Source organism: Candidatus Effluviviaceae Genus I sp., assembly GCA_016867725.1.
Classification (GTDB): Bacteria; Joyebacterota; Joyebacteria; order Joyebacterales; family Joyebacteraceae; genus VGIX01.
On the sequence record VGIX01000020.1, the window covers coordinates 1 to 13924 of the forward strand.

The following is a 13924-nucleotide window of genomic DNA, read 5'->3' on the forward strand; positions in this document are numbered from 1 at the left end:
CGAGCACGATCGCGGCCGTCCGCAGGCTGCAGCGGCACCACGTCGTCGTGCGCAACCAGAGCCCGATGATGAACCACGTGAGCCTCTTCGAAGACGCGAAGGGCGACGTCGACGTCGAGCGCACCGCGCGGAACTGGATCGAGCTTGCCCGCCTCATGGGCCATCTCCAGATCGGGTTCCACTCGATGTACCTCGCAAGACCCACCGGGGAACACCACTACTTCACCGCACCGCTCTCCGCCGTGGCGAAGATCGCGGACCTCATTCACCGCTCGCTCGCGTCCCTCTACAGGCCCACCCGCTACATCTCGATGACATCGTCGGCGGGGAAGATCTCGCTCCTGGGAACCACCGAGGTGAACGGGGAGAAGGCGTTCGCCCTGAAGTTCACCGAGGGCCGCGACATGAAGTGGCTGAACGGCGTGTTCCTCGCGAAGTACGACGACAAGCAGAACACCATCGACCTTCTGCTGCCCTTCGACCGCCCGGAGTTCTTCTTCAGGAAGGGGCAGCGGGAGATCGAGGCCGCTCTGGTCGAGGCGCTTCGCGGGCGGAAGATCGCCAAGAGGGACTCGGAGGCGGGCCGCGGGCCCGGGACGTCGTCGCCGGAGGGGCAATGATCGACAAGCAGGTGGCGTCCGTCGCCGACGCCGTGCGCGACATCGGCGACGGCGCGACGGTCCTCATCGGAGGCTTCGGCGAGGCCGGGAGCCCGATCGAGCTCATCCACGCCCTCATCGACCACGGCGCCGGGGACCTCACGGTGGTGAGCAACAACACCGGAAGCGGTGAGGTCGGCCTTGCGGCGCTCATCAGGAACGGGCAGGTCCGGAAGATGATCTGCTCCTTCCCTCGCACCGAGGGATCGAGGGTCTTCCCCGAGCTGTACCGCGCCGGCAGGATCGAGCTCGAGCTGGTCCCGCAGGGGACGCTCGCGGAGCGCATCCGAGCCGGCGGCGCGGGCATCCCCGCGTTCTACACGCCGTCGTGCGTGGGGACCGTTCTTCAGGAAGGCAAGGAGCTGCGGCGTTTCGACGGCCACGACTGCGTGATGGAGTACGGTCTGAGGGGCGACTTCGCGCTCGTGAGAGCCAGGCGGGCCGATCGCTACGGCAACCTCGTGTACAACAAGACGGCGCGCAACTTCGGGCCCATCATGTGCACGGCCGCCGAGACGACGATCGTGCAGGTGGAGGAGATCGTCCGGCCGGGCGAGATCGACCCGGAGTGCGTGGTGACGCCCGGGATCTTCGTGCATCGCGTGGTGCACGTGGCGGAGCCGGCGCAGGAGTCGGTGCTGGTGCGGGAGGGGCGGAAGTACCCATGACGAGCGAACCCAAGGCCCAGAAAGGGTGGAGCCGGGACGACATGGCCAGGCGCCTGGCCATCGACATCCCCGACGGCTCCTACGTCAACCTGGGCATCGGCATCCCCGAACTGGTGGCCAAGTTCGTCCCCGAGGGCCGTGAGGTCATCTACCACACCGAGAACGGCCTTCTCGGCATGGGCCCGCCGCCGGCGCCTGGCGACGAGGACCCCGAGCTCATCAACGCCGGCAAGAAGGCGGTGACGGCCATCCCCGGCGCGGCGTACTTCCACCACGCCGACAGCTTCTGCATGATCCGAGGACGGCACATAGACCTCTGCGTGCTCGGCGCCCTGCAGGTGTCGGCCGAGGGAGACCTGGCCAACTGGACGACCGGCGAGCCCGGCAGCATCCCGGCCGTCGGCGGCGCGATGGACCTCGTCGCCGGCGTGAAGACCATCTACGTCATCACGCAGCACGTCACCAAGGCCGGCGAACCGAAGATCGTCCCGTCCTGCACCTACCCTCTGACCGGCAGGCGCGTCGTGAACCGCATCTACACCGACCTCGCGGTGCTCGAGGTGCGGCCGGGGGGTCTCGTCGTCATCGACCTCGCGCCGGGAGCCGACCTGGACTACCTTCGAACGCAGACGGGCGCGCCGCTCACCGCGGGCGGCGAGTCTGAGGCGCCCGGCGACGCTCGAGGTCGTCGAGCATGACACCGCCGAAGAGCCGCAGCGAGCAGCTGTACGAACGCGCTCTCAAGGTCATGCCCGGCGGCGTCAGCCGGAACACGATCCTCCGCAGGCCTCATCCCCTCTACGCGGCGCGAGGCCGCGGCTGCCGCGTGCTCGACGTCGAGGGCGTGGAGCGCGTCGACTTCGCGAACAACATGGCGTCGCTCATCCACGGCCACGCGCACCCCGCGATCGTGGAGGCGGTGACCGCGCAGCTTGCGCGCGGCACGGCGTTCACGCTCGGCACCGAGCAGGAGGTCGAGTACGCGGAGCACATGTGCGGCCGCTCCCCCGCCTTCGAGAAGATCCGGTTCGTGAACTCCGGCACGGAGGCGGTCATGGCCTGCCTGAAGGCGTCGCGGGCCTACACGGGGCGCCCCATGATCGCGAAGGTCGAGGGCGCGTACCACGGGCTGTACGACTACGCGGAGATCAGCGAGACCGCCGCTCCCGCCACGTGGGGGGCGCCCGACCACCCCGCGAGCGTGGCCGTGGCGCGCGGAACGCCGCAGTCGGTGCTCGACGAGGTGGTCGTCATCCCGTTCAACGACCCCGAACGGGCCGTGGCCATCCTGAACGATCACGCAGACCGGCTCGCGTGCGTTCTCGTCGATCCCGTGCCGCACCGCGTCGGACTCATCCCCATCCGCCCGGAGTTCCTGTCCGCTCTCCGCGCGTGGACGAGCGAACGGGGCGTCCTGCTCGTGTTCGACGAGGTCATCACGTACAGGGCCGGCTACGGCGGCGTCCAGGAGCTGCACGACGTCCGCCCCGATCTCACCGCCATGGGGAAGATGATCGGGGGCGGGTTCCCGGTCGGCGCGCTGGCGGGACGGCGAGAGGTGATGGACGTGATGAACCCCCTCTCCGGGAACCCGCTCTTCCCGCACGCGGGCACGTTCTCCGCCAACCCGATCACGATGACGGCCGGCCACACGGCGATGAAGCTCTTCGACCGCGCGGCCGTCGAGCGCGTGAACGCGCTGGGCGACAGGGCGCGACGCCAGATCACGGAGGCGATCAGCGTCGCGGGCGTCCCGGCGTGCGTTACCGGGGCGGCATCCATGTTCCGCATTCACTTCAAGCCCGAGCCCCCGACCGACTACCGGTCCTCCTTCGCGACGCCGGAGGAGGCCGGAATGCTGAAGGCGCTCCTCGACCACCTGTTCGACAGCGGGTTCATCATGATAAGCACCGGCACGGCCATGCTCTCGACCGTGATGACGGAGCGGGAGATCGACGCGCTCACTGAAGCGGTGCTGGCTGGACTCCGGAAGATCAAGACCCTCCGCGACTCCTCGGCCTGACACGCTCACTCAGACAGGAAGATGAGACCATGCGGGACGTGTTCATCTGTGATGCCGTCCGTACCCCGATAGGCAGCTACGGCGGTTCGCTCGCTCCGGTCCGCGCCGACGACCTCGCCGCCGTTCCCGTGAGCGCCCTCACGACCCGGAACGCCGGCCTCGACCCGGCGGCCGTGGACGACGTGCTCCTCGGCTGTGCCAACCAGGCCGGCGAGGACAACCGGAATGTCGCGCGCATGGCCCTCCTGCTGGCGGGGCTACCCGACACGGTCCCGGGCTGCACGCTCAACCGGCTGTGCGGCTCGGGCATGGCCGCGGTCGGCGCGGCCGCCAACGCCATCCGGACATCCGAGGCCGAACTCGTCATCGCCGGGGGCGTCGAGAGCATGTCGCGCGCGCCGTTCGTCATGGGCAAGGCGACGAAGGCGTTCGACCGGACTGCCGAGATCTTCGACACGACCATCGGGTGGCGGTTCGTCAACCCGCGCATGCACGAGCGCTACGGGTCCGACCCGATGCCGATCACGGCTGAGAACCTGGCCCGGGAGTTCAAGATCAGCCGCGAGGACCAGGACCGCTTCGCGATGTGGAGCCAGTCGAAGGCGGCCGCCGCGATGGCCGACGGACGCCTGGCGGAGGAGATCACGCCGGTCAAGGTCCCGCAGCCGAAGGGTGAACCCGCCGTCGTGACGAGCGACGAGCATCCTCGGAGCACGTCCCTGGAGAAGCTGGCCAAGCTCCGGCCCCTCTTCGCGGATCCGGGGACGGTCACCGCCGGGAACGCCTCGGGTGTGAACGACGGAGCCGCGGCCCTCATCCTTGCCTCCGAGGCGGCCGTCGTGAAGCACGGTCTTCGGCCCCTCGCCCGCGTCCTCGGCACGGCGGCCGCCGGCGTCCCCCCGCGCATCATGGGCATCGGCCCGGTACCGGCCACGCGGAAGCTGCTGGCCAGGCTCGGCATGGCGCTGGACCGGATGGACATCATAGAGCTCAATGAGGCGTTCGCGGCGCAGGCGCTCGCGTGCAGCAGGCAGCTCGGCCTCGCGGACGACGACCCGCGGATCAACCCGCTCGGAGGCGCGATCGCGCTCGGACATCCCCTCGGCATGAGCGGCGCGCGGCTCGTCACGACGGCGGTCTACCAGCTCCGCCGCACGGCGGGGCGCTACGCGCTCTGCACGATGTGCATCGGCGTCGGGCAGGGCATCGCCGCGGTGATCGAGGCAGCATCCGGCTAGGGTGTGCCGCGCCCTCGCAGGCGACGCGCCCCTCGGCCGGCCGCCGCCCGCGCCGCTGAGAGCCGGGGATCGCCGTCGGGCGCCCGCAGCACGTCGCTCAGGAGCCGGGAGCGCAGCGCCGCGGGCACGCCGCGCTCGAGCATGCGCTCCGCGCAGCGGTGGATCTCGAGCCACGCGCGTTCGTCGCTCGCCACTCAGCCCGCCTTCTCGAACCTGACTTCGCGCTGTATGTTCAGGAGCGCGCCGGTCGTGCCCCCAGCGGGCATCTCGAGGATGACGTCCTCGTTCAACGTCAGGCACTCGATGTCGCCGTCCTCGCACGAGACCCAGAACTGGCCCCAGTAGCAGGAGCGGCCGCGCACGGTTCCCGCGTCGACGGGATTCGATAGCGACTCGTAGAGGACAACGGCGCACGGTTCCCCGTGCATGATCGAGACCCCCGACCACGTGACTCGGAGGCCGCGCATCTTGAGGCTGCCCCAGTCGCCCATTCGCACGTCGAAGTCCTCGAACTCGGCGACGCCCGCGGACTCGTTCAGGCGGAGCGCGCCGAAGGTCCCGAGGAGGAGATCGAAGGCCTCGACCATCGCGCCGTCCCACACCATCGTCTTGGCGAGGTGCCTGACGTCCTCGTCGGCGAAGCGCTCGTACAGCGGCTCCTCGACGATCTCGGGGCCCAGCCCGTACTCGAGACCCTCCATCGCCTCGAGCGGGCTTCCGGGCCGAGGGGGCTCGTCGGCCCCTGCCGCGCCCGCGACTGTGACTCCGCTCCACCGCATGCGCGCGCCCTCGAGCTGCCTCGTGTAGGTGGCGGCGACGCGCACGCGGCTCAGCGTTGCTCCGGTGATGTCCCTCGTGAACAGGTCGTAGTCGAGCGTGTACGCCTGGGGACCGCCGCCGGCCTCGCGGAGCGCAATTGGGAACGCCGCAAGGTGGTCGTCGACGCGCTCGGCTCGTGGTGCCGCGGGCGACGCGGCTGCCAGCATCAGGACTGCCATGGGAATCACGGCCCTACGCATAGCGTCCTCCCTTCACGCCCCTATGGGTCCGGACGATTCGCTCCAGATGCTCGAGGTAGGCCACGAAGGCCTTCCTCCCCTTCGGCGTGATCGCGCACGTCGTGCGCGGCTTCCTGTTCGCGAAGGCCTTCCTGATCCGCACGTAGCCGGCCTCCTCCAACCGGGCCAGGTGAGTGCTCAGGTTCCCGTCCGTGGCCCCGACCGTCTCCCTCAGGAAGACGAAGTCGGCGTCCTCCAGCTCTGAGAGAACGGAGAGGACGGCGAGCCTGACCGGGGAGTGGATCAGGAGGTCGAACTCGAAGTCGCGCTCAGCCCTCATGGGTCCCCCGCGACCGCCTTGCCCGGCCGTTCAGGATGACGCCGGGGAGCACCATCCCGAAGAGCAGTACCGCCGCCATGATCGGTCCACTGAACCGCCGCCCGACCACCGCCATCACCACCGCCCCGCCCCACCAGGCGAGGCTGGACCACGCGACCGCGGGCGTCTCGAAGATGACCCCGGACGCGCAGACTCCGAGCCCCGTGAGGAGCGCGCCGAGAACGGGCGCGACGCTCCACGGATAGACGCGCAGAGCGGGCAGGAGGAAGAGGGCGATCACCGCCGACACCGCGCACGCGCACCAGACGGCGCGGCAGACGGCGGCGGGATACGAGCGCGCCCCCACTGTCCGGGCGCGACGCGCGGCAACGACGTACCCGGCCGCGCCGATCGCTCCGAACAGGACCCCCATCGTCGGCAGGACAAGGCGATGAAGGTGCGCCGCTTCCAGCCATCCCACGACCAGCACGGCGGCGACGCCGAGCAGCCCGGCCCAGATGAGGAACCACCCCGACTCCGCTGTCTCGCGTTTGCTCCTCTCGATCGTCGCCCGAATGAGCGACAACTGCTCCCCGATCCGATCCCCTGCCACAGCGGGCCTCCTTCTGTTCGTGGCTCAAAGGCCTTTGCATGACAAAGTGAGCGTGCCCGAGAACCCTCTCGGTGTCAAGCCCCTTCTTTGCCGCGGGGCCTCGCCGGGGCCCGAGGGCGTCAACGAGAGGCCCCCGCAGCAGGTTCCCGGGGCCCGTGTTCACGACTTCCGCCGCACTCTGGTTCGGGCCCCCGTCGGGGGGCGCTCCGCAACCGCGTGAACCTCACCTGCGTCACCGCTACTGGCCTCTTCTTCCTTTGGGCGTCATAAGCGCTACCAACATGAAAGAGCCCGGGTCACCTGACCCGGGCTCCTTGCACGTCTGCCATCCATCTGGCCGCCAGCACGATCCTGCGCCCCGAGCAACTCCGGATGATGTCCGCGCAGCCCCAGAACGACGGCCTCGCGCAGTCCCACCACGAATGCCGCTAGCTCATCTGCCTCTGGGGCGCCCATCGTTCCCGCGGCGCCGTATCCGATGATGTTCGGCTTCTTGTGGCAGAGTTCGAGGTACTCGACGTCGGCACTCCTGTCCGCCCCGAGGATCAGCCCGAGCGCCTGGATCGCCCGGTAGTGATGGAGCGCGTGCCCGGGACGGTAGCCTCCGGCGTAGAGCAAGATCGTCTTGTCGTGCGAGCACGGAGCCAGCCGCTCTCAGCCCAGTCGCGCATGCTCATCCTGATCCCCCACCACGAACAGCTTCCGCGACTCGAGCACGCGCAGGACGAAGTGATCGCCCGACTCCCGCCTCCGGCGGAGCTCGCCGGCGTCCATCACATGCGGGTTCACCTCATAACCGAGCCTCTCGGACGCACCGCTCAGCCGGCCGGAGACCGTCTTGAGCCCGACACCCGCGACGACCATGAGATCCACATCGCTCGCCGCGCCCTCTCCTCCCCGTGCGACTGAGCCGAACACCAAGGCCGCACCGATGCCCTTCCCCGCCGGGGCCTCGCGCAGCACCTCCACCAGACCCGACGTCTTGAGAACCAGGTTGGGGATATCCTCGTGGAGCGGATGGGCTGTGCTCGCGCCGCAGTACAGCCGGCTGCGGCCCCTGCGGGAGACCAGAAGCTCCGTCGCCTCGAGCTTCTTGACCTCCTACTGGACGGTCCCGACCGCAAGCCCGGAGCGCCGCTCGATCTCGCGCAGATGGGCCTCCCGCGCGGATACCCCATACAGGAGCCGGGAGATCTCAGCGCGGGCGCGGGACGGCAGCACGTCTGGAAGCACGGTCGCATCGTATGGTCACGCCGTACGATTGACCGGCGATGGCAGCCAAGAGCAGCCCCGCACAAAGTCAAGCGGTTCACTTGACAATCCGCAGAAGCCGTGACAGCATCGGGGCACGGAGGGAGCCATGAGGGTAACGACCAGGGGACGCTACGGGCTGCGCGTGGTGATGGAGCTCGCAGCCTGCCGCGGCCGGGGTCCGATGACCGCAAGCGCCATCGCCAGGAACCAGGGCATCTCGGGCAAGTACGTGCGCGTGCTCGCGGCCCGACTCGGCGCCGCGGGCATCGTGACGGCCGTGCGCGGACCGCGAGGAGGATACGCGCTGACTCGCGAGCCATCCGCGATCACCGCGCGCGAGGTGGTGGCCGCGCTCGAGGGCCCGCTCGCCCCGGTCGCCTGCGTGCACGACGCCCTCTCGTGCCCAAGGTCGCGGCGGTGCGCCGCACGCGACGTGTGGTGCGACGTGGCACGGGCGGTGGACGGAGTGCTCGCCTCGCTCACCATGGACGAGCTCGCCGCGCGGCACACGGTGAAGCAGCAGAGAGCGGCTCCAGGTCGCGACGCGCGAGGAGTCGAGAGTTGACGGCCGGGGCCGAGGGCGCCCGGGGAGGACCCATGCGCGCGACGGCGATCGGCCTCCTCTCCGGGGGGCTCGACAGCACGCTGGCGATCTCGGCCGTGCTCGAACAGGGCATCGGGGTGCTCGCGCTGAACTTCGTCGGGCCGTTCTGCACGTGCAGCCCCCGCAGCCCCGGAGGCTGCCATCTGGCCTCTGAGGTGGCACGCACGCTCGGCGTCGAGATCAGGGTCGAGAACAAGGGCATGGAGTATCTTCGCATCGTCGAGAACCCGCGCTTCGGACATGGACGCGGGCTCAACCCGTGCATCGACTGCCGCATCTACATGCTCCGGCGGGCCGCGGCGCTCATGGAAGAGACGAGCGCCTCGTTCGTCGTGACCGGCGAGGTGCTGGCCCAGCGCCCGATGTCGCAGCATCGCCGCGCGCTCGACCTCATCGAGCGCGAGAGCGGCCTCGTTGGCAGGCTGCTCCGCCCGCTGTCCGCCCACCTGCTGGAGCCGACGATCCCGGAGCGGGAGGGCCTCGTGAACCGCGAGGCTCTCCTGGGCATCCGCGGCCGCAGCCGCGCGGCGCAGCTGGACCTCGCCCGGAAGAAGAGCATCGACGTCTTCGGTTGTCCGGCGGGCGGGTGCCTCCTGACCGACCCGATCATCGCGAGGCGGATGCGGGACCTGTTCGCCCGCTGCCCGGACTGGGGGGTCCGGGACGCGAAGCTCGCGACGATTGGACGCCACCTGCGGCTCCGCGAGGACCTGAAGGTCGTGCTCGGACGCAACCGCGAGGAGAACGAGCGTCTCGAAGGGCTCGCCGACGGGTTGCCCCGCGTCGAACTCAGGAGCGGCCCCGGCCCCACGGCCTTGCTCTGCGGCTCGTTCGCCCACGACAACCTCGCGACGGTGGCGGGGCTGCTCCTCTTCTTCGCCAGGAAGGCGAGGGCATCGGAGGCGGTCCTCACGCACAACGGCACCACCGTGGTCTGTCCCCCTGGCAGACCAGTGACCCAGGACGAGGTCGCTCTGTGGACCATCTGACCCGCTCGAGCCCGGAACCGGGGCCGCGCCGCATCGTCGTCGCCATGAGCGGCGGCGTGGACAGCAGCGTCGCCGCTCTGCTCCTCCGCGAGCAGGGGCACGACGTGATCGGCGTCACCCTGCGGCTTCAGAAGTGCCACGAGTCGGGGCCCACCAGGTCGTGTTGCAGCGCCGACGGCATCGCGCGGGCGCGGGCGGTGGCGGACCGGCTCGCCATCCGGCACTACGTGGTCTCGTGCGTCCGCGAGTTCGACGAGCGGGTGCTCCGGCCGGCGTGGAACGAGTACGCGGCGGGGCGCACGCCCAGCCCGTGCTTCCTCTGCAACGAGCGGATCAAGTTCGGCTTCCTGCGGAACTGGGCGCGTGACGCCGGCGCCTCGGCCGTGGCGACCGGCCACTACGCCCGCGTGCAGCGCGGGGCCGACGGCGCGGTCAGTCTCCTTCGGGCGCCCGACGCGGCGAAGGACCAGTCGTACTTCCTTGCCGGCCTGACGAGAGACCAGCTCGCGGCGGCCCTCTTCCCCGTCGGCGGCATGTCGAAGTCCGACGTGCGCGCCCTCGCTCGGTCCGCCGGCCTCCCGTGCGCGGACGCCGGCGAGAGCCAGGACGCGTGTCTCGTCGCCCCCGGCATGACCTTCGCCGAGACGCTCCGCCTCCGTTTCGGCGCCGCCGAGGCCCCGGGCCCCATCGTGGACCGCGACGGCACGACGCTCGGCCGGCACGCCGGCATCCACCTCTACACCGTCGGCCAGCGGACCGGCCTCGGCATCGCGACGGGGAGGCCTCACTGGGTCGCCGCCATCCGCCGCGAGGATGCGGCCGTCGTCGTGACGGACGACGAGCGCGACCTCGAGCGCTCGCGGATCATGGCTGGCGGGATGTCGTGGCTGGACGAGCCGCCCGAGGGGCGTTCCCTGCGCTGCGAGGTGCAGGTCCGCCACGGGAGCCCGGCGGTTCGCGCGCGCACGGAGATCGCGCCGGGGAACGAGACGCTGATCGTCACGGACCGCCCGGTCCGCGCGCCGGCGCCCGGCCAGGCGGCCGTGCTCTACGACGGGGAGTCCGTCCTGGGGCGGGGCTGGATCAGACAGGCGGCGTGAGCGGCGCGCCTCACTGCCTTCTCGGGCAGTGGGGCAGCGCGCCCTCTTCGGCGATGAACCTGGACGCCACGTCCTCGCACTCGCCCGGGTCGCAGCACGTGTAGCACACGCGCTTGAATGCGCGCACGCCGAGCAGCTTCACGTCGGGAGCGAGGAACCCGCGCTTGATCGGCTCCTCCCGCAGGAGGTCGGTCGTCAGGTACTTCTTGTTGTCGTCGGGGAAGACCGTGACGGCGACGGCGTCCGCACCGAGTTCCTCCTGGACCATGAGGGCCCCGAGGAAGTTCGCGCCGGACGAGATGCCGACGCCGAGCCCCAGCTCGCTCGCGAGCTTCTGCGCCATGAGGATGGCGTCGCCGTCGTCAACCGCGACCACGCTGTCGAGCGCGCTCAGATCCACGATGGGCGGGATGAACTCGTCCGAGATGCCCTGGATCCGGTGGTGGCCCACCCGGCAGCCGGTCGAGAGCGTCGGCGAGCTTGCCGGCTCGAGCGGGTGGAGGCGGATCGAGGAACGCCTTTCCTTCAGATACCGGCCCGCTCCCATGATGGTGCCGCCGGTCCCGACGCCCGCCACGAAGGCGTCGGGGTGGAGAGAATGGAACCGGAGCTGCCACCAGATCTCCGGCCCGGTCGTCTCGTAGTGCGCCTCGACGTTGTCCTCGTTGGAGAACTGCCTCGGCAGGAAGACGCGCTCCCGCCCCGCGGCCAGCTCCTCGGCTCGCCGAATGCTCCCGACGAACCCGCCTTCCGCCGCGCTCACAGGGACCACCTCGGCGCCGAGGCTCCTGATGAGGCTCACGCGCTCCGCGCTCATCCAGTCAGGCATGAAGATGACGACAGGGTGTCCGAGCGTGCGGCCGATCGCCGCGAAGGCGATGCCCGTGTTCCCGCTTGTCGCCTCGGCGATGAGGTCCCCCGGCCTGAGCGTGCCCCGCTCGTAGCCGCGCGCGACGATGTGGAACGCCATCCGGTCCTTGATGCTCCCGGTGGTGTTCAGGTGCTCGGCCTTCGCGTAGATCGTGCGCGCGCGTCCGCGGAAGGAGAACTCGATCGCGAGAAGCGGCGTGTTGCCGATCAGCGAGCGAAGTCCCTTCGTGCGGCTCTCGACGCGCTGCGACTCCGTGCGGGTTCGCATCATCGTCCCTCCGGCAGCGCCGCTGCGATCCGGCACATCGACGACTCGGGCTTCGTGCCGCGCGCCCGGAAGCGCCCGATCCGGCGGCGCCGGGCGACGGCGAGCCTCCATGCTATCCCCCCGCGAGTTCCGCGTCCAGACCCGGGAGCGCCGGTCGGAACGGCTCGGCGGGTGCGGCGGAGGCTATCGTCTCCCGCCTGCGTGCTACATCAAGAGGCGGTGCAACTGCATCAGACAGCCGACCTCTCGAGCCGCATCAGGCCCAGTACGCCAGGCCATCGCCACCGCGCGCCTGCACCGGATCCCGCCTGAGTCTCAGTTGATTGCCGTCGTCAAGTGTTGTAGATCGTTGCTGTGGTGTCCCTGCACTGCGGCGCAAGCAGCCGCGTGCGCGAGTCAGACGCGACCGGAGGGCCAAGTGCCATGAAGCGACTCGCGATGGTCGTTTGGATGGCGACCCTGCTTGCAGCGCTTGCAGGGTGCCGCGTCGAGATGCTGTCCTCGCCTTCGGAGATGTCGAGCGCCGGAGACGAGAAGGTCGTCATCGGTCAGGAGAACGTCATCCCGGGCCAGTACATCGTCGTGTTCAACGAGGGGACCCGCGGCGTGCCTGATCTCGCCAACCGCCTGGTGGCCGCCCACGGAGGCGAGCTGCGGTTCACGTACCAGCACGCCATCCAGGGCTTCGCCGCCCGCCTCCCGGAGCAGGCCATCGAGGCGCTCAGGCAGAACCCCTTGGTCGACTACATCGAGGCCGACCAGACCGTCTGGGCCGTCCGTTCCCAGACGAACGCCACCTGGGGCCTCGACCGCGTCGACCAGCGGCAGCTTCCGCTCGACGGCAAGTACCACTGGAACCAGACCGGCTCGGGCGTCACCGCCTACATCCTCGACACCGGCATCCGCTACTCGCACCAGGAGTTCGGGGGACGCGCGTCCTTCGGCTTCGACGCCTTCGGAGGAAACGGCAGCGACTGCAACGGGCACGGCACGCACGTGGCCGGGACCGTCGGCGGCGCGACGTACGGCGTCGCCAAGCAGGTTGCCCTTGTGTCGGTGCGCGTGCTCGACTGCAACGGGTCCGGCTCGGTGAGCGGCGTCGTGGCGGGTATCGACTGGGTGACGGCTCACTCCGCGAAGCCCGCCGTCGCGAACATGAGCCTGACGGGCAGCGCCAACACGACCCTCGACACCGCGGTGAGCAACTCCATCGCCTCCGGGGTCAGCTACGCCGTCGCGGCCGGCAACGGCAACTTCGCGGGCCGTCAGGACGACGCATGCAAGTACTCCCCCGCCCGAGTGCCCGAGGCGATGACCGTCAGCGCCACCACCAGCTCGGACGCGAAGGCTTCCTACGCCAACTACGGCAACTGCGTTGACTTCTTCGCGCCGGGATCGAGCATCACGTCCGCGTGGTACACAAGCGACACGGCGACCAATACGATCAGCGGAACCTCGATGGCCGCCCCCCACGCGGCAGGCGCGGCGGCGCTCTACCTGGAGACGAACCCGGGGGCCACTCCGCAGCAGGTGCGGGACTTCCTCTACGACCAGACGACCAAGGGCATCGTGACGAAGTCGAGCACGACGAACAACCACCTGCTCTACACGCTGTGGGGGAGCACGCCCCCGCCGTCCAACAACCCCCCGACGGCCGCGTTCACCTACACGACCTCGGAGCTCACGGCGTACTTCACCGATCAGAGCACGGACACCGACGGCAGCGTGGTGGCGTGGGCGTGGAACTTCGGAGACGGAAGCACCTCGACCGCCCAGAACCCGACCAAGACGTACGCCTCGAGCGGAACGTACACGGTGTCGCTGACGGTGACGGACGACGACGGTGCGACGGGCTCCACGTCGAAGAGCGTCTCGGTCTCCAGCTCATCCGGCGGTGACATCACTCTGAGCGCCGTGGGGTACAAGATCAAGGGCCGCCAATATGCGGACCTGACGTGGACTGGCGCGACCTCGACGAACATCGACATCTTCCGGAACGGGACGAAGATCGCGACCGTCGCCAACAGCGGCTCCTACACGGACAACATCGGCGGGGTCGGAGGCGGCTCGTACACCTACCAGGTGTGTCAGGCTGGCACGTCCACCTGTTCCAACACGGCGACCGTCACCTTCTGAGGTGATGGCGCCGACGCACTGCAAGACACGCGCGCCCCGGCTCTTGCCGGGGCGCGTGTTCGTGTTGCGCCGGGGTAGCACAGTCCAGGCTCTGGGGCAGCCCGTCTCACGTCGCCCGGCGCTTACGGGAGTCTCCTGCATCTCGTTGCCGCGGCCGGATCATCCGTGAGTCGGGTCCGGCCACA

The 13924-nt window shown here is 69.8% G+C and carries 15 protein-coding genes and 1 pseudogene; 9 read left to right on the top strand and 7 right to left on the bottom strand.

All coding sequences use genetic code 11. The features are described 5' to 3' along the window. The 5 genes from FJY74_05875 to pcaF all read left to right on the top strand — a co-directional run. Positions 1-620: hypothetical protein (locus FJY74_05875; protein MBM3307836.1), on the top strand; the 620-nt coding region annotated here is incomplete at its 5' end. After that, the gene (locus FJY74_05880; GenBank protein ID MBM3307837.1) at positions 620-1327 is read left to right on the top strand and encodes a 3-oxoacid CoA-transferase subunit A; all 708 of its coding nucleotides are present in this window, start codon (positions 620-622) and stop codon (positions 1325-1327) included. The genes FJY74_05875 and FJY74_05880, both read left to right, overlap by 1 nt. After that, positions 1324-2025: a CoA transferase subunit B gene (locus FJY74_05885; GenBank protein MBM3307838.1), complete on the top strand. Its 702-nt coding sequence runs from the start codon at positions 1324-1326 to the stop codon at positions 2023-2025. The genes FJY74_05880 and FJY74_05885 overlap by 4 nt, the downstream gene beginning before the upstream one ends. Further along, the gene (locus tag FJY74_05890) at positions 2022-3350 is read left to right on the top strand and encodes an aspartate aminotransferase family protein (GenBank protein ID MBM3307839.1); all 1329 of its coding nucleotides are present in this window, start codon (positions 2022-2024) and stop codon (positions 3348-3350) included. The genes FJY74_05885 and FJY74_05890 overlap by 4 nt, the downstream gene beginning before the upstream one ends. A gap of 29 nt (positions 3351-3379) precedes the next feature. Further along, positions 3380-4588, top strand: a complete 1209-nt coding sequence (pcaF, locus tag FJY74_05895; protein MBM3307840.1) for a 3-oxoadipyl-CoA thiolase — start codon at positions 3380-3382, stop codon at positions 4586-4588. Here the strand turns inward: pcaF and FJY74_05900 are convergent. The 6 genes from FJY74_05900 to FJY74_05925 all read right to left on the bottom strand — a co-directional run bounded on the left by FJY74_05900 (position 4585) and on the right by FJY74_05925 (position 7487). Next, a complete protein-coding gene (locus FJY74_05900) occupies positions 4585-4782 on the bottom strand; it encodes a hypothetical protein (GenBank protein ID MBM3307841.1) in 198 nt (65 codons plus the stop codon). The two genes, pcaF and FJY74_05900, sit on opposite strands and share 4 nt — an antisense overlap. Continuing rightward, positions 4783-5607: a hypothetical protein gene (locus tag FJY74_05905; GenBank protein ID MBM3307842.1), complete on the bottom strand. Its 825-nt coding sequence runs from the start codon at positions 5605-5607 to the stop codon at positions 4783-4785. After that, on the bottom strand, positions 5600-5926 hold the full coding sequence (locus FJY74_05910) for a transcriptional regulator (protein ID MBM3307843.1): 327 nt from the start codon (positions 5924-5926) through the stop codon (positions 5600-5602). Before FJY74_05910 ends, FJY74_05905 begins: the two co-directional genes overlap by 8 nt. Further along, positions 5916-6518 (bottom strand): hypothetical protein, encoded by a 603-nt coding sequence (locus FJY74_05915; protein ID MBM3307844.1) that lies wholly within the window; start codon positions 6516-6518, stop codon positions 5916-5918. Before FJY74_05915 ends, FJY74_05910 begins: the two co-directional genes overlap by 11 nt. 273 nt (positions 6519-6791) lie before the next feature. Beyond that, positions 6792-7136, bottom strand: coding sequence for a hypothetical protein (locus FJY74_05920; GenBank protein MBM3307845.1), 345 nt, complete (start codon positions 7134-7136; stop codon positions 6792-6794). A gap of 36 nt (positions 7137-7172) precedes the next feature. Next, positions 7173-7487, bottom strand: coding sequence for a nucleotidyltransferase domain-containing protein (locus tag FJY74_05925; protein MBM3307846.1), 315 nt, complete (start codon positions 7485-7487; stop codon positions 7173-7175). Positions 7488-7878: 391 nt separating this feature from the next. On the opposite strand from FJY74_05925, the gene FJY74_05930 reads away from it, so the two are divergent. Genes FJY74_05930 through mnmA form a run of 3 tightly spaced genes read left to right on the top strand, consistent with a single transcriptional unit; the run spans position 7879 to position 10465 of the window. After that, positions 7879-8337, top strand: a complete 459-nt coding sequence (locus tag FJY74_05930) for an Rrf2 family transcriptional regulator (GenBank protein MBM3307847.1) — start codon at positions 7879-7881, stop codon at positions 8335-8337. 32 nt (positions 8338-8369) lie between these two features. Continuing rightward, a complete protein-coding gene (locus FJY74_05935) occupies positions 8370-9365 on the top strand; it encodes a hypothetical protein (protein ID MBM3307848.1) in 996 nt (331 codons plus the stop codon). After that, a complete protein-coding gene (gene mnmA / locus FJY74_05940; protein ID MBM3307849.1) occupies positions 9353-10465 on the top strand; it encodes a tRNA 2-thiouridine(34) synthase MnmA in 1113 nt (370 codons plus the stop codon). Before FJY74_05935 ends, mnmA begins: the two co-directional genes overlap by 13 nt. A gap of 10 nt (positions 10466-10475) precedes the next feature. On the opposite strand, the gene FJY74_05945 is transcribed toward mnmA, so the two are convergent. Continuing rightward, complete coding sequence (locus tag FJY74_05945) at positions 10476-11606, bottom strand: PLP-dependent cysteine synthase family protein (GenBank protein MBM3307850.1); 1131 nt, start codon at positions 11604-11606, stop codon at positions 10476-10478. Positions 11607-12041: 435 nt separating this feature from the next. Between FJY74_05945 and FJY74_05950 the strand changes: the two are divergent. Continuing rightward, positions 12042-13217 (top strand): annotated as a pseudogene (locus tag FJY74_05950) (S8 family peptidase). Positions 13218-13924 lie beyond the last annotated feature (707 nt).

What these genes read in the sequence shown, in the direction of transcription:
- FJY74_05905 (MBM3307842.1), bottom strand. Translation starts at nt 5,607, where the DNA reads ATGCGTAGGGCCGTGATTCCCATGGCAGTCCTGATGCTGGCAGCCGCG.
- FJY74_05935 (MBM3307848.1), top strand. Translation starts at nt 8,370, where the DNA reads ATGCGCGCGACGGCGATCGGCCTCCTCTCCGGGGGGCTCGACAGCACG.
- FJY74_05930 (MBM3307847.1), top strand. Translation starts at nt 7,879, where the DNA reads ATGAGGGTAACGACCAGGGGACGCTACGGGCTGCGCGTGGTGATGGAG.
- FJY74_05910 (MBM3307843.1), bottom strand. Translation starts at nt 5,926, where the DNA reads ATGAGGGCTGAGCGCGACTTCGAGTTCGACCTCCTGATCCACTCCCCG.
- FJY74_05885 (MBM3307838.1), top strand. Translation starts at nt 1,324, where the DNA reads ATGACGAGCGAACCCAAGGCCCAGAAAGGGTGGAGCCGGGACGACATG.
- FJY74_05890 (MBM3307839.1), top strand. Translation starts at nt 2,022, where the DNA reads ATGACACCGCCGAAGAGCCGCAGCGAGCAGCTGTACGAACGCGCTCTC.
- FJY74_05945 (MBM3307850.1), bottom strand. Translation starts at nt 11,606, where the DNA reads ATGATGCGAACCCGCACGGAGTCGCAGCGCGTCGAGAGCCGCACGAAG.
- pcaF (MBM3307840.1), top strand. Translation starts at nt 3,380, where the DNA reads ATGCGGGACGTGTTCATCTGTGATGCCGTCCGTACCCCGATAGGCAGC.